Source organism: Vreelandella sp. ssv, from assembly GCF_059448525.1.
Window position 1 is genome coordinate 2,743,465 of the sequence record NZ_CM182545.1, and the last position, 20,215, is coordinate 2,763,679.

Genomic DNA, 20,215 nt, shown 5'->3' on the forward strand with positions numbered 1-20,215 from the left:
TGGCAAATGGGGTGTTATCCCCTAGGCAATAGACAACCACCCTGCTAATTCATTGTTGATAACTCTTAGCAGCGCGTCGATATGGTCATCACGGTCATTGAGGCAAGGAATATAGCTAAACGTTTCGCCTCCCGCCTCCATAAAGCTATCGCGAATCTCCTCTTCGATCTCTTCCAGCGTTTCCACACAGTCGGATGAAAAGGCCGGCGACATAATCGCGATATGTTTATGCCCCTGCTTAGCGAGCTCAGCCACATGCTTGACCGTTTGCGGCCCAACCCACTTTTCGGGACCAAACTGTGATTGGAAAGCGGTATCCACGTCCTCTTTACTCAAGCCAAGCTTCTCACGGAGCAGACGGGTCGTTTTCTGACACTGGCAATGGTAAGGATCACCCTCCATCAAGTAGCGCTCGGGCACCCCATGGTAGCTAGCGACAAGCTTTGTGGGACGAGTCGAGAAACTGTCGTAGGCTTCTTGTACCGAATTGGCCAATGCCTGTATGTATGCCGGATGATCGAAATACGCGGGCACCGTACGAATATAAGGTTGCCACTTCATCTTCATCAACGTACGAAATGCTTCGTCGTTAGCTGTTGCCGTCGTCGGTGACCCGTACTGAGGATAAAGTGGGAAAAAGACGATTTTTTCGCAGCCCTTCTCTTTCATTCGGGTCAACACGCTTTCAGTAGAAGGGTTGCCATAGCGCATGCAGAAATCGACTTCGACATCGTCACCATAGAGTGCTTTCAGGCGCGCCGTCATTTTTTCGGTTTGAGCTCGGGTAGTGGTTAACAGCGGACTCTCGTTTTTCTCGTTATTCCAAATACTTCGGTACGCCTTACCCGACGAAAACGGACGCTTAGTCAAAATAATCAGTTGCAGCAGTGGTTGCCATTTCCAGCCGGCATAGTCGACCACGCGCTTATCAGAAAGGAACTCATTCAAGTAGCGACGCATTGACCAGTAGTCGGTGGCATCCGGTGTTCCCAAGTTAGCGAGCACAACACCCACTTTGGCACGCGGCACCGGCGGGTGATCACTAGGCGCATGGGCCAACCGGCCCACACCCGGTTGATCCTTGACGACATTTTCGGTCATTACACTTGCTCCTGGAAAATAACGGTGTCACTGATCACTAATACAATTTATGAATACCAGAGGGCCAAATCCTATCACTTTTCGGCAAAGTGGCGGCATAAAGTTATACTATTAACATCATTTGTATAACTACAGGCCAACTCATGTCTAAGCCTCTGCTTCTGGTGCTCGGCGATCAGCTCTCTTTTTCACTGACCACGCTACAGAAGGCGCCAACCAATGCCGTGGTTGCCCTATGCGAAGTTGGCGAAGAAGCACGCTATGTACCCCATCATATCCATAAAATTGGCCTCTTTTTGGCCGCCATGCGTCACTTTGCCCAGGCACTGCGTGACAAGGGTTTTCAAGTCCATTACAGCGCCCTGGATGATGCAGATAACTGCCACTCCCTCATTGAGGAAGCCGAACGTATAGCCGCACAGTATGGCTGCGACGAGATACGCGTTGCGAGGCCTGGGGAGTGGCGGCTGTGGGAGAAGATGCAGCAGCGTGAAGACGCCACGATTCCCTGGCGGCTTCTCGAAGATGAGCGTTTTTTTACAACGCCCAACGATTTTAGCCAGTGGGCAAGTGGTCGCAAACAGCTGCGCCTTGAGTACTTTTACCGAGAACAGCGCAAACGTACCGGCTACTTAATGGAGGGCGACGAGCCCGTGGGCGGCAAGTGGAATTTTGATCACGACAATCGCCAACCTATCAAAGCCGCACTGAAGTTCCCTGAGCTACCTCAACATCGTAAGGATGCGATCACCCAAGAAGCGCTAAACGATGCCAAGCGACATTTTGGCGACCATATGGGGTCTCTGGATAATTTCAACCTGCCCGTGACTCGTCGACAAGCGCTGGTGGATTTACACCACTTTATAGACCATGGACTGGCTGATTTTGGCCGCTATCAGGATGCGATAAGCGATTCAGCGCCCTATCTTTACCACTCGCGGCTCTCAGCCGCGATGAATATTGGCTTGCTGTCGCCCCAGGAAGTCTGCGAAGCCGCCGAGCAGCGCTACTATGACGGCGACGTTCCGATCAACGCCGTCGAAGGGTTTATCCGCCAAATACTTGGCTGGCGCGAGTACGTCCGTGGGCTCTACTGGACACAGATGCCCAGCTACAAAAGCACTAATCAGCTAGGTTTTGAGCGTGATCTGCCAGCCTTTTATTGGGACGCTAATACCGATATGCGTTGCCTACAGCGCGCCGTTCAAATGACCATCGACAATAGTTATGCCCATCATATTCAACGGCTGATGGTAACGGGTAACTTTGCCCTACTGTGCGGGGTTAAACCCGAAGCGCTTTGCGACTGGTACTTGGCGGTTTATGCCGATGCCAGCGAGTGGGTAGAGCTACCCAATACCTTGGGTATGGTACTCCATGCCGATGGCGGCTTAATGGGCTCCAAGCCCTACTGCGCCTCGGGTAAATATATCGACAAAATGTCCGACCATTGTCAGCACTGCCGTTATTCCCCCAAGCAAGTCACTGGCCCCAAGGCCTGCCCTTTCAATAGCTTGTACTGGCACTTTCTCGAAACTAACGCCGAAACCCTTAACAAAAATCCGCGAATGAAGCTGATCTACGGCTCGCTAACACGCATGTCAGACGAGAAACGTGAAGCTATCCGCCAACAGGCTGAGCACTTTTTAGATCAACTGGAGACATCGCCCGGCTACGGGCAACCCTGCCACACAGCAGGCTATGCAAACTCCACAACCAAAAGCCAATAAGGATCAACGATGAACCGCTATTCACCGCTTAAGGCATCGCCCCCTGTCACGCTGTTTCATGATGGCCATTGCCCTTTTTGTCAGCAAGAAGTGGCATGGCTGGAAAAGCATCGTCATCGGGAACACATCGCGCTGATAGATATCCAGGCCAGTGACTTTAACGCCAAATCATACGGGCAAGAATTTAATGCAATGATGGGACAGCTACATCTAAGAGATAGCCAAGAAGAGTGGTATATCGGGATGGATGCCAGCCGTGCCCTCTATGCAGTGTTGGGCTATCGGCGGCTGGTGAAGTTTTCGTGCTTACCGGGAGTACGCGGCATAATGAATGCCGGTTACCGATTTTTTGCCCGTCGCCGAATTCGGCTTGGGCAGTGGTGGGAAAAACGTCAGGCTAAGCGTTAATGGATGGGAATGGTATTAAAAAACAAGCGGCATACGCGATGTGAGCGGCTCACTATAGTGCGCATCGCGGCCTATCACTTCATCGTGGGGTACATGCTGCACTAAGTAAGCCCGATGAATCCCGGCGCGCTTGAGATCCATGTAGGCATCATCCAACGAGCGAAATAGCATCGGCTTGGCACGCTGCGTCAGCATATGTCGCTCGCCTTCAACGTCTTCCAGCTCAACCTGATAAAAACGACTGCCCGAGTGGGTAATCACGCGAATTTCAAAGTTGTCGTGACTGGCGACAAATTGTTTAAGGTCCTTCAGTTCCATGGTTCCCTCCTGTTATTCGGCTATCTCATCAGAAATGTCATGAGGGCACAGCATGACCACACCCCATGACATCCCTGTTGCTCTCTTGTTGCAGTTTTGTGTCGTCCATTAAAAGATAGACTCACAATAGCGGGTTATTCAACAACTGATTTATTAGCCACTAGTTTTAAGCTGCATTGGTGGACAATATCGCAAGAGAGTTCCTGACCGAAGTGTCAAGAAGGTGTTATTTCACTGATATTCAGAAGGGTCGATGGCTTTGCCCAGCGAATTACGGTCAATCCAGTTGCCGCCTTTCGTCTCTTTATAGCGGAACACTACTTTGTCCCCTACTTTAACAGGGAGCTCCCCATCTTCAGTTTGGTAGCTATACTTCACACCTTCTACAACCAAATGGTAACGATACAGGTCAGGCATACCAAGCCACTCCTTGAAAGGACCTTCCCGCTCCAGTGCCTCAAGCTCACCGCGACCTTCTAGCTTAGGAAGGCGCTGCCGATTACCACGCCGAAATCCACCTGCCATTTGCTACTCCCGTTTTTTTGCATGTCGTGGGTGGGGCATTATACGAACTCGCTCCCCATCCTCAAGCCACTCATCATTAACCTGTTATCAAAAAACTTTCATTAATAAGCTGCTATTAACAACCTATTATTAACAACCTGTTATTAAAAACTTAGTCGCCAAAGGCCTGGCCATAACTATCCGGCGCCAAATCCTCGAAGCGGGTATATTTGCCGATAAATGCCATATGCACTGTACCGATAGGACCATTACGCTGCTTGCCGATGATCAACTCCGCAATGCCCTGGTTATCAGGATTATCCGGGTTGTAAACTTCATCACGATAAACGAAGGCAATGACGTCAGCATCCTGCTCAATGGCACCTGATTCACGTAAATCCGACATGACTGGCCGCTTATTCGGACGCTGCTCCAAGGAGCGGTTCAACTGGGAAAGGGCCACCACTGGGCAATTAAACTCTTTTGCCAAGCCCTTTAATGAGCGCGATATCTCAGAAATCTCACCGGTACGGTTTTCATTGAAGCCGGGAATCTGCATTAACTGAAGATAATCGATCATGACCAAAGCAATATTGCCGTGCTCGCGCACCACACGGCGCAGCCGTGAACGCATCTCATTAGGCGATAAGGCCGCGGTGTCATCGATAAACAGCTGTTTGTCTTTGAGCAGATTAACGGCAGAGGTTAAGCGCGGCCAATCCTCATCTTCCAGCTGCCCGGTCCGCACGCGGGTTTGATCAATCCTGCCCAGCGATGACAGCATCCTCAGCATTAGCGATTCGGCGGGCATCTCCATAGAAAACACCATGACCGGCTTGTCGCTGGAAATAACCGCATGTTCAACCAAGTTCATCGCGAAGGTGGTTTTACCCATTGAGGGTCGACCTGCAATCACCACCATATCCGAAGGTTGTAACCCTGTGGTCATTTCATCCAGGTCACGAAAACCAGTGGAAAGACCGGTCATCTCACCTTTCAGATTAAACAGCTCATCAATGCGATCAACGGCTTTGGTCAATAGATCACTCATGCCGATAGGACCGCCGGTCTTGGGACGCTCCTCGGCAATCTGGAACACTAATCTTTCAGCTTCATTGAGCAATTCATCCGCCGGACGCCCTTGAGGAGAAAATGCGCTATCAGCGATTTGATTAGCCGCGCGAATCAACTTACGTAGCGTTGCTCGCTCGCGCACGATATCGGCGTAGGCGCGAATATTACTGGCAGAGGGCGTGTTACGTGCAAGCTCAGCCAAAAAGGCCAGGCCACCTACCGTATCCAAATGATCACGCGCTTCTAGCGCTTCTGATAACGTCACCACGTCTAATGGCTGACCGGACTCAGCCAGATGAATCATCACATTGAATACTAAACGGTGTTCATAGCGGTAGAAATCATCAGCTACCAAGCGCTCTGAGACATTATCCCAGGCTTGGTTATCCAACATTAGCCCGCCTAATACCGACTGCTCCGCCTCTAGAGAGTGCGGCGGCAGTTTTAGCGCTGCCGTTTCTTTATCAGCAGAAGGCTGGTCCTGCATAGCGAGCTCCTTTAAACACTACAGCGTAGCCGATGAAGAGGGGTATCTTAGCTGGAGCGAAAGCGTTCGACCACCGACATCACACCCATCTAGACATTGTTTGAAAACGCCTGACCGTAATAGCCCAGGTCGGCTTATGACAATATCCAGTACGACCACCGAAAATACAGGCACTAGAAATAACAAAAGGCGCGGGAATTCCCGCGCCTTTTGAGGCGTACGTGCTAGCACAGTAAGCGACCAAGTACTTAGTACGTTGTTAGTACTTACTTAGTTACTCTGCCACTACCACTACGCGTACCACCGCATCCACTTCGGCGTGCAAGTGAATAGCGATGTCGTATTCGCCAGTTTGGCGAATCGGCCCTGTCGGCATACGCACTTCGCTCTTGGCAACATCGATGCCAGCAGAGGAAATGGCGTCAGCCAGGTCACGCGGACCAATAGAACCAAACAGCTTGCCTTCATCGCCTGCTTTGGAAACCAAAGACAGTTCGATGTCGTTCAACTGCTCAGCGCGCGCTTCGGCTTCTACCTTACGCTCAGCGGCTTGCGCTTCTAGCTCAGCACGCTGTGCTTCAAACGCTTCGATGTTGTCTTTGGTGGCCGGTACGGCTAAGCCGTAAGGCACCAAGTAGTTACGACCATAACCAGGCTTCACGGTGACTTTGTCACCCAGGCCGCCCAGCTTACCAATGTTGTCGAGCAGAATGACTTCCATCTCGTAAACCTCTTGTCAGTTGCTGCGGGCAAGGCGTGCGCGAACGTTCGCGAATGTATCAATCAGCCCCAACAGCAGCACAATGAGAATCGTGGGCCAGGTCGTGATCAGTAGCACATAAAATGCTACCAGCCACAGCCCGTTCATCCCCTTTAATCCAATAAAACCGTGCACTAACGCAACGCCAGCTACCAACAGCGGAATCCAACCAAGCATCGCCAGCGCATGAGCGCCTAGCAACATGCCCACCACCCCAATAATGACCAGTACGGCCAACTCTTTGGGGGCTAAGCGTAGCGCATGAAACTCTTCGCGAAAGCCACCTGGGTTATACAACCCAGCTTGCCAACTACGCGCAAGCGCTAAACACACTATCGCTGCCAACAGTACGACAAGCCCGGTAACCCCACCCACCACTAATGCGGCGATAGTTTGGGTATCGTAGCCCTGATTGGCGAATTCCGTGAGCATGCGGTCCACTTCCTCTGAACCTTCCCGCAGTTGCTCGAGCATCAGCTCCGTGCCGCCTGGTGGGCTGAAAATGCCAAGCTGAACCATGACCGAGGCGACTAATGTCCCCACAATTAAGGTTTCGCTCCAACGCATCCTCTCGCGCAGGATAACCGCCATCAGCGTTACCAGCAGTATGCTAGCAAGCGGAATCACGTCACCCTGTGCCCACCACCAACCGGCCGGTAGCGCTGCAGCGATGACGACCGGTAGCGCAGGCACAAAACCTTTGCGTAGAGTCATCAACGCGGCGATGGCTGCTCCTAACCAGAACAACCAAGGCACTAGCGTTGCTAGGGCCGCCCCGCCTGCAGCGTAAGGCGTGCCCCGCATTAGCCATCGGGCTAGTGCCAGCATCACGTTAAACGCTTACTGGTGGCTATCGGAGTAGGGCAGCAGTGCCAGATAACGCGAACGCTTGATAGCAGTCGCCAGCTGACGCTGATAGCGTGCTTTGGTGCCGGTAATACGGCTTGGAACGATCTTGCCGGTTTCGGTGATGTAAGCCTTCAGCGTGTCCAGATCTTTGTAATCGATCTGCTTGATGCCTTCAGCGGTGAAGCGGCAAAACTTACGGCGACGGAAAAAACGTGCCATGGACTAGCTCCTTAAAACGTGCAGTGAATAAAATCAGGCAGTTTCTTCTTCTTCAGCGCGCGGTTTTTCTTCGCGACGCGGACGTTTTTCTTCTGCCGGTTTCATCATCGGAGAAGCTTCAGTAACAGCTTCTTTGCAGCGAACAACCAAGCTGCGGATAATGGCGTCGTTGTAACGGAAGATGTTCTCGATCTCGTCGAGAGTCTCGCCGCTACATTCAACGTTCATCAGCACGTAGTGGGCTTTGTGGATCTTGTTGATCGGGTAAGCCAAGTGACGACGGCCCCAATCTTCTAGACGGTGCACAGTGCCGCTGTTTTCGGTAACGATGCTGGTGTAGCGCTCGACCATAGCCGGCACCTGCTCGCTTTGATCCGGGTGGACCATAAACACGATTTCGTAATGACGCATGGGATCTCCTTGCGGTTTGACAGCTTCCGTTGTGTGTTACTGCTAAACGCAATAAGCGACGACAAGGAAGCAAGGAGTTAACTGAAGTGCTCCGTCACCGCGCTAGGCAGTTACCGGGGCATCAAACAGAACTTTTATTTTAGCAACTGTTTTCAACGACAGTTTCAATTACTAATTCTCACAGCTAACGCCCGCTTGCAGACAAACGGGCGCGTGTATCTTAGTAGTACGGCGGCTAACTTGCAAGCTGGCGCTGGCGGACAGCTTCAAACAAGCAGATTCCGGTAGCCACGGACACATTGAGGCTAGAGACCTCTCCGGCCATGGGCAACTTGGCAAGATTATCGCATGCTTCTCGCGTTAACCGCCGCATGCCTTTACCTTCTGCTCCCATCACCAGGGCAGTAGGGCCAGTCATATCAATATCAAATACGCTGGCCTCAGCCTCACCTGCCGTACCGGTGATCCAAACGCCAGCATCTTTCAGCTTGGCAAGCGTACGCGCCAAATTCGTGACTTGATAAACCGGCACTACCTCGGCGGCGCCACAGGCGACTTTACGCACGGTTGCATTGAGCGGTGCAGCCTTGTCTTTTGCCACGATCACCCCGTGAGCACCGGCGGCATCCGCGCTGCGCAGGCAGGCACCGAAGTTATGCACATCTGTCACGCCATCCAAAATCAGCAACAGCGGCGGTGTATTCGAGGGCCAGGCGCGCAGCTTAAGCCAGAGCGACTCTTCCCCCTCAGGCGTTAGCGGCGGACAAAATGCTACCACTCCTTGGTGGGCTGCCCCCTGGGTTAGCTGATCAAGCAAATCGCGCGGCTGCTCTTTGACACGAGCGCCATGTACCTGGGCCTGGGCAATCAACTCTTTCAAGCGACTACCCGCCCCCTGCTGCACCCACAGTTCTCGGGGAGCTTCCCCCCTATCTAACAGACTTTGCAGGGCATGAACGCCATATACCTGATCTAGCCCATCAGGGGTCTTGGGACCCCGCCGTGAAGACGCAGACTTCATGCTCAGCCCTTATTCGGTGATGGTTTGCGTGGCCCATTCCGTGTGCGACGTGGGCCGCGACGGGTAGCGGGCTTCTCGCTACTGGATGGCTTGTCACCAGAGGCTTTGGCACTATTGCCTTTAACACCAGCACTTTTAGCACGGGCGCCCTCTTCACCACCGCGGCTCTTACGTGGCTGGCGACGTGGGCGGGGTTTTTCGTCCCCCAGACCAAAATCAATCTTGCGGTCATCCATATCGACACGCGCCACCTGAACGGTAAGGCCATCGCCTAAGCGGTAGGTGGTACCTGTACGTTCACCTTTCAGGCGGTGCTTCTCAGCTTCGTAGTGGTAGTAATCCGAAGGCAGCGACGTCACGTGGACCAAGCCTTCCACGTAGAACTCATCGAGACGTACAAACAGACCAAACTGAGTGACCGAGGCAATGGTGCCTTCGAACGTCTCGCCGAGCTTGTCGGACATAAACTCGCACTTCAGCCAGCTCTCTACATCACGAGTGGCCTCGTCGGCACGACGCTCAGTCATTGAGCAGTGCTCACCCAACTCAAGCATCTGCTCGAAAGTATATGGGCACCACTTGCTCGGCGGCTCAACCGGCGCACCTTCCACACGCAGTACCGTGTTGGTCTGGCGCGGACCGCGGATCACCGAACGAATGGCGCGGTGTACCAGCAGATCAGGATAGCGACGAATCGGCGAGGTAAAGTGGGCGTAGGCCTGGTAGGCCAAACCAAAGTGACCTTCGTTTTGCGGCGAATACACCGCCTGATTCATCGAGCGCAGCATAACCGTCTGGATAATATCGAAATCAGGGCGGTCGGCAATCGTTTCACGCAGCGCCTGGTAGTCCTGTGGAGTCGGCATGTCGCCGCCACCGACCGCAAGGCCTAACTCGTTCAAGAACAGGCGTAGCTTATCAAGCCGCTCAGGTGTCGGTCGCTCATGAATACGGTAAAGAGCCGGCAGATCATGCTTGTCCAGGAAGCGCGCGGTCGCTACGTTGGCTGCCAACATGCACTCTTCAATTAACTTGTGCGCGTTGTTACGGCTACGCGGAACGATTTTTTCGATTTTACGCTCATCATTAAAGATGATCGCCGTCTCAGTGGTATCAAAATCGATCGCACCACGCTCAGCGCGCGCTTCGCGCAACAAGTAGTAAAGCTCTTCCAGGTTTTTCAGCGGCTTGACCAGCTCGCTGTGCTCTGCCCGTAGTGCCTCACCCTCTTCGCTCTTCTCATCAAGAATTGCCGCTACCTTGTTATAGGTGAGGCGAGCGTGAGAGTTCATGACGGCTTCGTAGAAGCGGTAGCGGCTAATCGCACCGGTTTGCGAAATATTCATCTCGCATACCAGCACCAGGCGATCAACGTGGGGATTCAGCGAACAGAGCCCGTTAGATAGCAACTCCGGCAGCATGGGAACCACCTGGCCGGGGAAGTAGACCGAGTTGCCCCGAGTGCGGCCTTCATCATCCAACGGCGTGCCGGGACGCACATAGTGGGAAACGTCCGCGATGGCGACGAGCAGTTTCCAGCTACCGGACTTGGTTTTCCAGGCACAGACAGCGTCGTCAAAGTCTTTGGCAGACTCATCATCGATAGTGACCAGCGGCACGTCACGAAGGTCAACGCGGTGCTGTTTATCTTCTTCCAACACTTCAGCTGAAATGCCAGCGATCTGGTCGAGCACTTCAGGCGGAAATTCTGCAGGAATATCGTAACTGCGAATCGCAATATCAATTTCCATACCGGGATCCATACGCTCACCCAGCACTTCCACCACTTCTCCCACCGGCTGTACACGGGTAGCGGGCTGCTGAACAATCTTGGCCGAGATAACCTGGCCATCTTTAGCGCCACCGCAGGCGCTATGAGGAATAATCACTTCCTGAGTGATACGCGGATTTTCCGGTATCAAAATGCCAAACTCAGGCGTGTTACTGCGGTAAACACCAACGATGGTTTGGGTATTACGAGCAATAACATCGGCAATGGTCGCTTCATCACGGCCACGACGATCACGCCCGCTAATGCGCGCCAACACATGATCGCCGTGAAAAACACGGCGCATTTGACGAGGCGGCAACACCAAATCAGGCTTTTTACCATCATCCCGCAGTAGGAAGCCAAAGCCATCACGATGGCCAAGCACTTTGCCTTTGACCAGATCGAGCTTGTCGATCAACGCATAAGCGCCTCTGCGGTCGCGCAGCACTTGGCCATCGCGTTCCATTGCCGCTAAACGGCGCCTAACGGCTTCTATAAGTTCTTCGTCTTCCAGCCCCAGCATGCGGCTCATATTTTCGTGGGTGATCGGCTTACCATAGCTTTCTAAGGCAGCAAGCAGATACTCCCGGCTCGGTGCTGGGTTGCCATATTTATGCGACTCGCGCTCGGCGTGCGGATCATCACTTAACGTCCAATACTTCATGCGATCAACATCCTTAATGGCGTCATTTGCGAGAGGCATAAAAAAGGCGCAAACGCGGTACGTTGCGGGCTGGATATTTCAACGCTTGATAGGCTGAAATGAATAGGGTTTTGTTTAGTCATGGGCGCAGTATAGCGCTGCACGTTCAATCACCCAACCGTCTTAGACGTTGTTTATACATTTTGCTTTATAAAAAGCGCATGCGAGGTCTTGCATTTAACCATCACCCCGGTATTATACGCGCCAATTGCCCAGATGGCGGAATTGGTAGACGCGCTAGCTTCAGGTGCTAGTGTCCGTATGGACGTGGAGGTTCAAGTCCTCTTCTGGGCACCAAACTGCTTTTATATGATCTATCTGTATAATAAGCAGTACGGTGCAGGCAGTTAAGGTTTGTGTTCGCCCAGGTGGCGGAATTGGTAGACGCGCTAGCTTCAGGTGCTAGTGTCTGTATGGACGTGGAGGTTCAAGTCCTCTCCTGGGCACCATACGAACACAAACGGCAAGTGGTTAAAGTCAGAGTTTATCGACTACGCTTCAAATGATGCGCCCAGGTGGCGGAATTGGTAGACGCGCTAGCTTCAGGTGCTAGTGTCCGTATGGACGTGGAGGTTCAAGTCCTCTCCTGGGCACCATGACTTACATGGGCCAGTCCGCATCATTATTACCAACTATCCTATTGTACTTCAGTTATCCCTGTCCTTTTTTCGTGGTATTCCCGGTTTATTGATATCGCCCTGGGCGTTTTGCTACTTCTTCAAGTGCCCACCCTTGTAAACGTAATTCACCTTCCAATACAGACTCTACTTCCGTTACTAATTCTGGGAAGAAGTTAAGTCCTGTGCGCGCTTCAATCTCATCGATGGTTACTAAATAGTCATCAAGCGGTTCATTGCCGCGTACGTCCTGCGGCATAATAAACGCCAGCGCTAACGGTGCGTCACTATGCGGCGCAACGATAATCTTATAAAACGCTTCGGGCACTTCGACCAATCCTACCCGGTTGAACACATTATCCATAAAGCGTTCTGGAAAAACGGGGCCAGTAATCACCTGTAAACGATCAAAGCGCGGCGCAAAGTGATCCATGACCGCTCCTTCCAACCGCTGCCAGAGCTGGCGGTTCAGGTTGGGCCGCTGCGGGGTCATATTGCTCATAAGGAAGGTGTCGACCTGGGCGCTACGCCCATGTACGGCGGCGATCGCATAGTTGGGCGCTAAATGGCCCCGGTCATAGCCGCTACCCGCGTAGCTATCAGTGCCTACAGGCCATAGCGTGCGCCAATCGGCTTGAAAATTAGGCCGCGAACCAATGCTAGAATCGTCTACCGCTTCAACCTGATAGCTTACCCATAGCGGATTAACCCGCACATCGGACCAGCCCACCAAATAACCATCATTGCGCAGCACCCGGTGCATCGTAGTAGGGCTAAACTCCTCCCAGGTAGGCACACCCATCCAGGTATAGGCATCTTTATGCTGGCGCTCCTGAAATTCCCACAGGCCCATGCCAACGGCAATAAACAGCACGGCGATTCCCAGACGTTGACCCTGCCGACGCCAGCTCGAAAGCGATGTTCCCAACACTCTTACTCCCTGGATAACGCTAACAAGCGCCTATCGTTTATGACACATCAATAACGTCTGTCACTATCACTGCGGTGATTTTACCGGTTCAGCTTACCAGCCCAGTGAAAACATCGTTTCGAGATCGTGCCGAGAGTGTACCTGCATAGCGTTTAGCGTTTCGGTATCGCTGATCCCCTCAACAGCATTTAAGCGCTCAGTCACTAGCTCAGCCAGGCTTTCAAAATCACGGGTACGAGCAATCGCTACCAAGTCGTAGCGGCCACAGGTGGAGTAAACTTCACTAATGCCTTCTACATCGGCTAGGCGCTCGGCCACAGCTTTCACCTGACCTTTATCGGTATTGATTAAAATGACTGCGTTTTGCATAGCGCGCCCCTCATAGGAAAATTATGGCAACCAAAAAAGTCGTCTCAAATCTGCGCAGAGTATAGCAGCGACCAGGAAGCGAGCGCAGCACCCCTCGACAGCGTGACCAATTGTCGCTGTACATCTCGAGGCATTCGCACAAGCTTTGCACATCCGCTAGCATGTAAGAGAGAGGACTCCGACTTATAAGTTTATTCGGAGCATTAATAGAGGTGGATAACCACCCGGTAACTATGACCAAACGTCAGACCGTGACGATAAGGAGAAAACATGGCTAATCAAAGCCGTCGTGACTTCATGCGCAACAGCGTGTTAGGGCTAGCTGCCCTACCGCTGGGTGTTGGCATTCTTTCCAAGACTGCTTTCGCTCAAGAGCTGCCGCGTCTTGATCCTTCCGCAAGCAACGCCCAAGCGCTTAATTACGTAGAAGATGCCAGCGAAGCAAGCGATCACCCAGCTTATGAAGATGGCGAACGCTGTAATAACTGCATGTTCTTCAATGCAGAAACAGAGGGTTGTCAGCTGTTTCCTGAAAACAGCGTAGCGCCAACAGGCTGGTGTCAGTCTTGGACTGCGCAAGCCTAAGCAGCTATCGGTTAACTGCTGCTGTATTAAAAATGACCCCGCGTATTTCGCGGGGTCATCTTTTTATGGCACGATTTTTTTACAGAAAAACATTTAAGACACATTTGTCTCATCTTCAACCGGCCAGTGAAAACGCCGCGTTACCCGCCCCTCCTCCATCGAGACGAGATGAACCGGGAAACCCCACAGTTGCTGTAGATGGCGAATCACCGGATACACACTGCGCCCCAGCGGACGACGACTATCCTGAACATGGTGAAGCGTTAAAGAGCGATCCCCACGAATGGCCGCCTCGACCACTTGAATATTAGGCTCACGAACTGACAGCGCATACTGGGTGGCGAGTGCTTCGCGAACCTGTCGATAGCCTTGCTCATTATGAATCGCAGCCACTTCCAGCGTTTCGACCTGATCGTCATCCACCACTAAAAACAGCTTATGGTCACGCATCACCTTCGGCGAAAGAAACTGCTGAATAAACGACTCATCCTTGAAGTTGCGCATCGCAAACTCCAACGTCTCTCGCCATGGCGTGCCCGCCACATCAGGGAACCATTCACGATCCTCTTCGGTGGGGGCTTCGCAGATGCGCTTAATATCCATAAAGATGGCAAAGCCAAGCGCATAAGGGTTTATGCCGCTAAAGTGAGGACTATCAAAGGCGGGCTGATTAATCACGGCGGCATGCGACTGCAAAAACTCCAGCATTAGTCCTTCATCGACATTGCCATCATCGTAGAGTCGGTTCATTAGCGTGTAGTGCCAGAAACACGCCCATCCTTCATTCATCACCTGGGTCTGCCGCTGGGGATAAAAATACTGCGCCAGCTTACGCACAATTCGCACAATCTCACGCTGCCATGGCGCCAGCAGTGGTGCGTTTTTTTCAATGAAGTAAAGCAAATTCTCCTGGGGCTCAGAAGGGTAAAGACCGCCACTGTGCAAGCCTAACGGGTCATCGTCGCTGTGCGAACTCCCCTGCAGGGAGGTTAGACCGGCTGGCGATTCAGGAATGGTGCGCCAGAGCATATTAACCTGGGTTTGTAGATAGGCTTCACGCTCATCCTGACGCTTCGCTTCCTCTTCAGCAGAAATAGGTGATGGGCGTTTATAGCGGTCAACGCCATAGTTTTGAAGGGCATGGCAAGCATCCAACAACTGCTCCACCGCCTGCACACCGTGGCGCTCTTCACACTGGGTAATATATTTACGCGCAAACACTAAATAATCGACAATCGAAGAGGCATCTGTCCAGGTACGAAACAGGTAATTACCTTTAAAAAAGGAGTTGTGGCCATAGCAGGCGTGAGCCATCACCAACACCTGCATCATCAGCGTGTTCTCCTCCATCAGATAGGCAATGCAGGGGTCAGAGTTGATCACCAGCTCATAGGCCAAGCCCATCTGACCGCGCTTGTAAGCCCCTTCAACGGCCAGAAACTGTTTTCCGAACGACCAGTGGTGGTAACCCACTGGCATGCCTACACTGGCGTAGGCATCCATCATCTGCTCGGTGGTGATAACCTCTATCTGGTTAGGATAGGTATCCAGCCGATACTCATCGGCGAGCCTGGCCAGTTCAGCATCAAAACGCTCTAGCGTGTTGAAGTTCCAATCAGAGCCGGTGGCAATCGGCTTGCGCTTGCGGGTCGCACTCATAGCCCACTCCTCTACACAAGGTCACTAGGACTGACTTAAGCGACGCTTGAACAGTTCACGAAAGACCGGATAAATATCGCCCGCTTCTACAATTTGCCGCATCGCAAAACGTTCGGGAAACTGTTTAACCACACTCTCATACTCATGCCAGAGTGACTGATGATCGTGGGGCGTGATCTCTACGTAAGCATAGTATTGCAACTGTGGCATAAGCTGCTTGATCAGCAAGTCGCGGCAAATATTGGAATCATCGTCCCAGTTATCGCCATCGGAGGCCTGGGCGACATACAGATTCCACTGTCCAACCGGGTAACGCTTTTCAATGATCTTATTGACCAAGTTAAGCGCACTGGAAACAATCGTGCCGCCGGTTTCACGTGAGTAGAAAAACTCCTCCTCGCTAACTTCCCGGGCAGCCGTATGGTGACGTACAAACACCAGTTCGACTTTCTCGTAATGTTTCTCCAAAAACAGATACAGCAGAAGAAAAAAGCGCTTAGCAATATCTTTATGGTTTTGGGTCATTGAGCCCGATACGTCCATGACACAAAACATTACCGCTTGGTTAGAGGGCTGCGGCTGCGCACTTAACTGGTGATAACGCAAATCATAAGTATCAATAAACGGGACGCCCTCAATGCGTTTTTCCAGGCGCTCGATCTCAGCTTTCAGTTCGACAATACGCGCTGGATTGCGCAACACCGAGTCTTTGCGCTCCTCGGCGTGAAGCGCTTCCTGGGCCTCCCTTAACGCTCGCTTGATAGGCGCACGCATCGCGATGCGACGGGCATACGCTTCACGCATTGAGCGGGTAATGCTAATGCGTGAAGGCACACCATCACGGGAAAGCCCCGCCCGCACCATTTTGACCTCTTCCAGTGATTTAAGCGGTTTACGCTGCAAGTGAGGCAATTCCAGTCCATCAAAGACAAATTCAAGAAACTCCTCACGGCTAAGCGTAAAGGCAAATTCATCGTTGCCTTCACCTTGGTTAGAAGCTCCGCCCTCCCCTGCACCACTGCCGCCGCCTTGCCCGCTGGGTCGGCGAATTTTATCGCCAGCAATAAACTCTTTATTGCCGGGTGAAACGATATTTCTCGCTCCGCCCGGGCCATGCTGAAATACAGGTTCAGAGATATCCTTCGCAGGGATAGAGATTTTCTCGCCACGCTCCATATCGGTAATGGAGCGACGGTTAACGGCCTCTTCAACCGAACGCTTAATATGCTTGCGATAGCGCTCAAGAAAGCGCTGACGGTTCACCGCGCTTTTGTGTTTTGCGTTAGGCCTTCGATCAATAAAGTAGGTCATACGACCTCCTTAGATACTCATCTTAATCGCTATCCCTTACTGGGACTTACGCACGCGCAGATACCACTCAGACAGTAATCGAACCTGTTTTTCGGTGTAGCCGCGCTCAACCATCCGTGCCACAAAATCTTCGTGCTTCTTCTGATCTGAGCGGGAGGCTTTGGCATTGAACGAAATGACCGGTAGCAGCTCTTCGGTATTAGCGAACATTTTATGCTCAATCACGCCTTTAAGTTTTTCATACGACTGCCAGCTTGGATTCATGCCGTTGTTTTGTGCCCGCGCCCGCAGCACAAAGTTGACCACCTCATGCCGGAAGTCTTTGGGGTTCGAAATACCCGCCGGTTTCTCGATTTTCTCCAGTTCTTCGTTTAGCGACTGGCGGTTTAACAGCTCGCCGGTTTCGTGATCACGGTACTCCTGATCCTGAATCCAGAAATCGGCATAAGTCACATAGCGGTCGAAGATGTTTTGACCGTATTCGCTATAGGATTCGAGATACGCGGTTTGAATTTCTTTACCAATGAAGTCTACATAGCGGGGCGCCATGAACTCTTTGATAAAGCCCAAGTAGCGCTCAAACACTTCTGAAGGCAACTGTTCACGCTCTAGCGCCTGCTCTAGCACATAAAGCAGGTGTACCGGGTTGGCGGCGACTTCGGTACTGTCAAAGTTGAACACCTTGGAGAGAATTTTAAACGCAAAACGCGTCGAGAGGCCCTGCATCCCCTCGTCTACCCCCGCCGCATCGCGATACTCCTGAATCGACTTGGCACGCGGGTCGGTGTCTTTTAAGTTCTCGCCGTCATAAACGCGCATTTTAGAGTAGATATTGGAGTTTTCTGGCGCTTTTAACCGCGACAGCACCGAGAACTGCGCCAGCATGCGCAGCGTATCCGGTGCACAGGGGGCCGCATTGAGTGACGAGTCTTCTAGCAGCTTCTGATAGATTTTGATCTCTTCGGTGACCCGCAGGCAGTATGGCACCTTGACGATATAAACCCGGTCAAGAAACGCCTCATTGTTGCGGTTGTTACGAAATGCCTGCCACTCCGACTCGTTGGAGTGGGCTAAAATCACCCCATCAAAGGGAATCGCCCCCATGCCTTCGGTAGGATTGTAGTTGCCTTCCTGGGTGGCTGTAAGCAGCGGATGCAGCACCTTGATCGGCGCTTTGAACATCTCCACAAACTCCATCAGCCCCTGGTTAGCACGGCATAGTCCTCCAGAGAAGCTGTAAGCGTCAGGATCATCCTGGGAGTAAAGCTCTAACTGGCGGATATCAACTTTACCCACCAGTGAAGAGATATCCTGGTTATTTTCGTCGCCAGGCTCGGTTTTAGAAATGGCGATCTGATTAAGACGTGAGGGGTATAAACGCACTACTCTGAACTGCGAGATATCACCGCCGTACTCTTTTAGCCGCTTGGCCGCCCAGGGTGACATTACGCTGCGAAGGTAACGCTGAGGAATCCCGTACTCTTTTTCCAACAGCTCGCCGTCCTCTTCAGGAGAGAACAGGCCTAGGGGAGACTCATATACCGGCGAGCCTTTGATGGCATAGAACGGTATGCGCTCCATGAGCAGTTTAAGTCGCTCCGCCAGCGACGACTTACCACCGCCAACAGGGCCTAACAGGTAGAGGATCTGTTTGCGCTCTTCAAGCCCTTGAGCCGCATGCCGGAAGTAAGCAACGATTTGCTCAATCGCTTCCTCCATACCATGAAACTCAGCAAAGGCAGGGTAGCGGCGAATCACTTTATTGGAAAAGATACGTGATAGACGCGGGTCTTTCGCCGTGTCGATCACTTCAGGCTCGCCTATGGCTTCCAGCATGCGCTCGGCGGCGCTGGCATAAACTTTTGGATCACGGCGACAAAGCGCCAGGTACTCCTCAAGGCTTATGTCCTCTTGCTGAACGCGGGCAAATCGGTCTTGAACGTGATCAAAGATGCTCATGGAACTCTCCTGTGGCCCATCCCCAGGCAGTCACCGCCAAGCCAAGTGTTTCGCAACGGTGTGCCAAACGAGGTGTCGCTTTTTTAGCGTAGTCAGCATTAGCAAAAAGTGATGACTAAAAACTTCAACGCAGCGGCGATATAGTTAAGAGAAGTATTCAAGAGATTAGTTGCGTTAAATAGAGCATAGAACGATGAAACTGGGTGCACTTGAGCAGTTACGCCGCTGCCAGAGCAGCGGCGTAACTAGGTGGCGGGCGCCAAGCCGCTGCTAAAGGTAGGGGTTGCTGTTGTGCTCAACGCTCAAGCACAGCGCGTATATCGGCTAATAACTCATCAAGTAATTCAACGGTAGTGTTCCAGGCACATACGAACCGAGCGCCGCCTGCGCCAATAAAGGTATAGAAGGTCCAGCCCTTGGCTTTCAACGCTTCAATTGCCGAAGGTGGCAATTCAACGAAAACGCTATTGGCCTGCGTTGGGAACATCAGTGAGACACCCGGCAACGCCTGCAGGCCTTCCGACAGGTAGCGCGCCATGGCGTTGGCATGCTGGGCATTCGTTAACCAGGCGCCACTTTCTAATAACCCTAACCACGGCGCTGAGATAAAGCGCATTTTCGATGCAAGCTGACCTGCTTGCTTGCAGCGGTAGGAGAAGTCTTCGGCTAACTCACGGTTAAAGAATAGAATTGCCTCGCCGAACGCCAAGCCGTTTTTGGTACCTGAAAAACACAGCGCATCCACGCCTACCTGCCAGGTAAGCTCGGCAGGCGTGGCGTTTAGGCTTGCACAGGCGTTGGCAAACCGCGCACCGTCCATATGCAACCGCAGGTCATGTTTATCAGCAATGGCGCGAATCGCCATTAGCTCTTCCCGTGAGTAAAGCGTACCCACTTCGGTCGCTTGAGTCAGCGATACGACCTTGGGCTTGGGGTAGTGAATGTCGCTGCGCTTGGTAACTAGGGCTTCAATACCTTCCGGTGTTAGCTTGCCGTTGGCACCCGGAGAGGTGAGCAACTTCGCGCCATTCGAGAAAAATTCAGGACCGCCGCACTCGTCGGTTTCGATATGCGCCAGCTCATGGCAAATAACGCTATGGTAGCTGCGCCCCATCGCCGAAAGCGCCAGTGAATTGGCGGCCGTGCCGTTAAAAACGAAAAAGACGTCACAGTCGTAATCAAACATCTCGCGGAAACGATCTGCGGCACGGGCCGTCCAGGTATCATTGCCGTAAGCCAAATCATCGCTACGGTTGGCTTCTAATAGATATTCCATCGCCTCCGGGCAAATACCGGAGGTATTATCACTGGCTAAAAAACGCGGGCTACACTCCAAGGTCATGACAGTTGTCCTTATATCTAGCGATCTTACGGCACAGGCTGGGTGCCACCAGCGCCTTTAATGCCTAGCTATGCTTAACAGCCAAG

General features: G+C 52.3%; 19 protein-coding genes and 3 tRNA genes. 6 read left to right on the forward strand and 16 right to left on the reverse strand.

Annotated features, from left to right (window positions below; genetic code table 11):
- Nucleotides 1–21: 21 nt before the first annotated feature.
- Nucleotides 22–1,101, reverse strand: coding sequence for a ferrochelatase (gene hemH / locus AC5TBW_RS12465; protein ID WP_495508871.1), 1,080 nt, complete (start codon nucleotides 1,099–1,101; stop codon nucleotides 22–24).
- Between the two features lie 143 nt (nucleotides 1,102–1,244).
- Here hemH and AC5TBW_RS12470 point away from each other — a divergent pair, with 143 nt between their 5' ends.
- Nucleotides 1,245–2,831, forward strand: coding sequence for a cryptochrome/photolyase family protein (locus tag AC5TBW_RS12470; RefSeq protein ID WP_495508872.1), 1,587 nt, complete (start codon nucleotides 1,245–1,247; stop codon nucleotides 2,829–2,831).
- Nucleotides 2,832–2,840: 9 nt separating this feature from the next.
- Entirely contained in the window at nucleotides 2,841–3,239 is a 399-nt protein-coding gene (locus AC5TBW_RS12475; protein ID WP_495508873.1) for a thiol-disulfide oxidoreductase DCC family protein, read from the forward strand.
- Between the two features lie 15 nt (nucleotides 3,240–3,254).
- Here AC5TBW_RS12475 and AC5TBW_RS12480 read toward each other — a convergent pair whose 3' ends face one another.
- The 9 genes from AC5TBW_RS12480 to rnr form a co-directional block, all read right to left on the reverse strand.
- Complete coding sequence (locus AC5TBW_RS12480; RefSeq protein WP_280104006.1) at nucleotides 3,255–3,557, reverse strand: DUF6482 family protein; 303 nt, start codon at nucleotides 3,555–3,557, stop codon at nucleotides 3,255–3,257.
- A gap of 231 nt (nucleotides 3,558–3,788) precedes the next feature.
- Entirely contained in the window at nucleotides 3,789–4,082 is a 294-nt protein-coding gene (locus AC5TBW_RS12485) for a hypothetical protein (RefSeq protein ID WP_495508874.1), read from the reverse strand.
- Nucleotides 4,083–4,233: 151 nt separating this feature from the next.
- Nucleotides 4,234–5,622, reverse strand: a complete 1,389-nt coding sequence (gene dnaB / locus AC5TBW_RS12490) for a replicative DNA helicase (protein WP_008958983.1) — start codon at nucleotides 5,620–5,622, stop codon at nucleotides 4,234–4,236.
- Nucleotides 5,623–5,896: 274 nt separating this feature from the next.
- Nucleotides 5,897–6,343, reverse strand: a complete 447-nt coding sequence (rplI, locus tag AC5TBW_RS12495; protein ID WP_495508875.1) for a 50S ribosomal protein L9 — start codon at nucleotides 6,341–6,343, stop codon at nucleotides 5,897–5,899.
- Nucleotides 6,344–6,358: 15 nt separating this feature from the next.
- Nucleotides 6,359–7,210 (reverse strand): hypothetical protein, encoded by an 852-nt coding sequence (locus AC5TBW_RS12500; RefSeq protein ID WP_495511965.1) that lies wholly within the window; start codon nucleotides 7,208–7,210, stop codon nucleotides 6,359–6,361.
- A 12-nt stretch (nucleotides 7,211–7,222) separates the two neighbouring features.
- Nucleotides 7,223–7,450: a 30S ribosomal protein S18 gene (gene rpsR, locus AC5TBW_RS12505; RefSeq protein ID WP_008958980.1), complete on the reverse strand. Its 228-nt coding sequence runs from the start codon at nucleotides 7,448–7,450 to the stop codon at nucleotides 7,223–7,225.
- 33 nt (nucleotides 7,451–7,483) lie between these two features.
- Nucleotides 7,484–7,861, reverse strand: a complete 378-nt coding sequence (gene rpsF, locus AC5TBW_RS12510) for a 30S ribosomal protein S6 (protein ID WP_007113338.1) — start codon at nucleotides 7,859–7,861, stop codon at nucleotides 7,484–7,486.
- Between the two features lie 235 nt (nucleotides 7,862–8,096).
- Complete coding sequence (gene rlmB / locus AC5TBW_RS12515) at nucleotides 8,097–8,882, reverse strand: 23S rRNA (guanosine(2251)-2'-O)-methyltransferase RlmB (protein ID WP_495508876.1); 786 nt, start codon at nucleotides 8,880–8,882, stop codon at nucleotides 8,097–8,099.
- 2 nt (nucleotides 8,883–8,884) lie between these two features.
- A complete protein-coding gene (rnr, locus tag AC5TBW_RS12520) occupies nucleotides 8,885–11,317 on the reverse strand; it encodes a ribonuclease R (RefSeq protein WP_495508877.1) in 2,433 nt (810 codons plus the stop codon).
- A 249-nt stretch (nucleotides 11,318–11,566) separates the two neighbouring features.
- Here rnr and AC5TBW_RS12525 point away from each other — a divergent pair.
- The 3 genes from AC5TBW_RS12525 (at nucleotide 11,567) to AC5TBW_RS12535 (ending at nucleotide 11,952) form a co-directional block, all read left to right on the forward strand.
- Nucleotides 11,567–11,653, forward strand: a tRNA-Leu gene (locus AC5TBW_RS12525).
- Between the two features lie 65 nt (nucleotides 11,654–11,718).
- Nucleotides 11,719–11,805, forward strand: a tRNA-Leu gene (locus tag AC5TBW_RS12530).
- Between the two features lie 60 nt (nucleotides 11,806–11,865).
- Nucleotides 11,866–11,952 (forward strand) — tRNA-Leu (locus AC5TBW_RS12535).
- 88 nt (nucleotides 11,953–12,040) lie between these two features.
- On the opposite strand, the gene AC5TBW_RS12540 is transcribed toward AC5TBW_RS12535, so the two are convergent.
- Together AC5TBW_RS12540 and AC5TBW_RS12545 are read right to left on the reverse strand one after the other, a co-directional pair.
- On the reverse strand, nucleotides 12,041–12,901 hold the full coding sequence (locus tag AC5TBW_RS12540) for a DNA/RNA non-specific endonuclease (protein WP_495511966.1): 861 nt from the start codon (nucleotides 12,899–12,901) through the stop codon (nucleotides 12,041–12,043).
- Between the two features lie 96 nt (nucleotides 12,902–12,997).
- Nucleotides 12,998–13,273: an Lrp/AsnC family transcriptional regulator gene (locus tag AC5TBW_RS12545; RefSeq protein ID WP_008958975.1), complete on the reverse strand. Its 276-nt coding sequence runs from the start codon at nucleotides 13,271–13,273 to the stop codon at nucleotides 12,998–13,000.
- 270 nt (nucleotides 13,274–13,543) lie between these two features.
- Here AC5TBW_RS12545 and AC5TBW_RS12550 point away from each other — a divergent pair, with 270 nt between their 5' ends.
- Nucleotides 13,544–13,858 carry a high-potential iron-sulfur protein gene (locus AC5TBW_RS12550; RefSeq protein WP_495508878.1) on the forward strand — a complete coding sequence of 105 codons (315 nt, stop codon included), beginning with the start codon at nucleotides 13,544–13,546 and terminating at the stop codon, nucleotides 13,856–13,858.
- Nucleotides 13,859–13,951: 93 nt separating this feature from the next.
- On the opposite strand, the gene AC5TBW_RS12555 is transcribed toward AC5TBW_RS12550, so the two are convergent.
- The 4 genes from AC5TBW_RS12555 to AC5TBW_RS12570 all read right to left on the reverse strand — a co-directional run bounded on the left by AC5TBW_RS12555 (nucleotide 13,952) and on the right by AC5TBW_RS12570 (nucleotide 20,129).
- A complete protein-coding gene (locus AC5TBW_RS12555; RefSeq protein WP_495508879.1) occupies nucleotides 13,952–15,517 on the reverse strand; it encodes a SpoVR family protein in 1,566 nt (521 codons plus the stop codon).
- A gap of 24 nt (nucleotides 15,518–15,541) precedes the next feature.
- Nucleotides 15,542–16,828 (reverse strand): YeaH/YhbH family protein, encoded by a 1,287-nt coding sequence (locus AC5TBW_RS12560; protein ID WP_495508880.1) that lies wholly within the window; start codon nucleotides 16,826–16,828, stop codon nucleotides 15,542–15,544.
- Nucleotides 16,829–16,864: 36 nt separating this feature from the next.
- Nucleotides 16,865–18,787, reverse strand: coding sequence for a PrkA family serine protein kinase (locus AC5TBW_RS12565; protein WP_495508881.1), 1,923 nt, complete (start codon nucleotides 18,785–18,787; stop codon nucleotides 16,865–16,867).
- A 295-nt stretch (nucleotides 18,788–19,082) separates the two neighbouring features.
- Nucleotides 19,083–20,129 carry a threonine aldolase family protein gene (locus tag AC5TBW_RS12570; RefSeq protein ID WP_495508882.1) on the reverse strand — a complete coding sequence of 349 codons (1,047 nt, stop codon included), beginning with the start codon at nucleotides 20,127–20,129 and terminating at the stop codon, nucleotides 19,083–19,085.
- Between the last annotated feature and the right edge of the window lie 86 nt (nucleotides 20,130–20,215).

Bases quoted from the DNA above. Each gene is read 5' to 3' on its own strand.
- hemH (WP_495508871.1), bottom strand. From the start codon at position 1,101: ATGACCGAAAATGTCGTCAAGGATCAACCGGGTGTGGGCCGGTTGGCC.
- AC5TBW_RS12470 (WP_495508872.1), top strand. From the start codon at position 1,245: ATGTCTAAGCCTCTGCTTCTGGTGCTCGGCGATCAGCTCTCTTTTTCA.
- AC5TBW_RS12475 (WP_495508873.1), top strand. From the start codon at position 2,841: ATGAACCGCTATTCACCGCTTAAGGCATCGCCCCCTGTCACGCTGTTT.
- AC5TBW_RS12480 (WP_280104006.1), bottom strand. From the start codon at position 3,557: ATGGAACTGAAGGACCTTAAACAATTTGTCGCCAGTCACGACAACTTT.
- AC5TBW_RS12485 (WP_495508874.1), bottom strand. From the start codon at position 4,082: ATGGCAGGTGGATTTCGGCGTGGTAATCGGCAGCGCCTTCCTAAGCTA.
- dnaB (WP_008958983.1), bottom strand. From the start codon at position 5,622: ATGCAGGACCAGCCTTCTGCTGATAAAGAAACGGCAGCGCTAAAACTG.
- rplI (WP_495508875.1), bottom strand. From the start codon at position 6,343: ATGGAAGTCATTCTGCTCGACAACATTGGTAAGCTGGGCGGCCTGGGT.
- AC5TBW_RS12500 (WP_495511965.1), bottom strand. From the start codon at position 7,210: ATGCTGGCACTAGCCCGATGGCTAATGCGGGGCACGCCTTACGCTGCA.
- rpsR (WP_008958980.1), bottom strand. From the start codon at position 7,450: ATGGCACGTTTTTTCCGTCGCCGTAAGTTTTGCCGCTTCACCGCTGAA.
- rpsF (WP_007113338.1), bottom strand. From the start codon at position 7,861: ATGCGTCATTACGAAATCGTGTTTATGGTCCACCCGGATCAAAGCGAG.
- rlmB (WP_495508876.1), bottom strand. From the start codon at position 8,882: ATGAAGTCTGCGTCTTCACGGCGGGGTCCCAAGACCCCTGATGGGCTA.
- rnr (WP_495508877.1), bottom strand. From the start codon at position 11,317: ATGAAGTATTGGACGTTAAGTGATGATCCGCACGCCGAGCGCGAGTCG.
- AC5TBW_RS12545 (WP_008958975.1), bottom strand. From the start codon at position 13,273: ATGCAAAACGCAGTCATTTTAATCAATACCGATAAAGGTCAGGTGAAA.
- AC5TBW_RS12550 (WP_495508878.1), top strand. From the start codon at position 13,544: ATGGCTAATCAAAGCCGTCGTGACTTCATGCGCAACAGCGTGTTAGGG.
- AC5TBW_RS12555 (WP_495508879.1), bottom strand. From the start codon at position 15,517: ATGAGTGCGACCCGCAAGCGCAAGCCGATTGCCACCGGCTCTGATTGG.
- AC5TBW_RS12560 (WP_495508880.1), bottom strand. From the start codon at position 16,828: ATGACCTACTTTATTGATCGAAGGCCTAACGCAAAACACAAAAGCGCG.
- AC5TBW_RS12565 (WP_495508881.1), bottom strand. From the start codon at position 18,787: ATGAGCATCTTTGATCACGTTCAAGACCGATTTGCCCGCGTTCAGCAA.
- AC5TBW_RS12570 (WP_495508882.1), bottom strand. From the start codon at position 20,129: ATGACCTTGGAGTGTAGCCCGCGTTTTTTAGCCAGTGATAATACCTCC.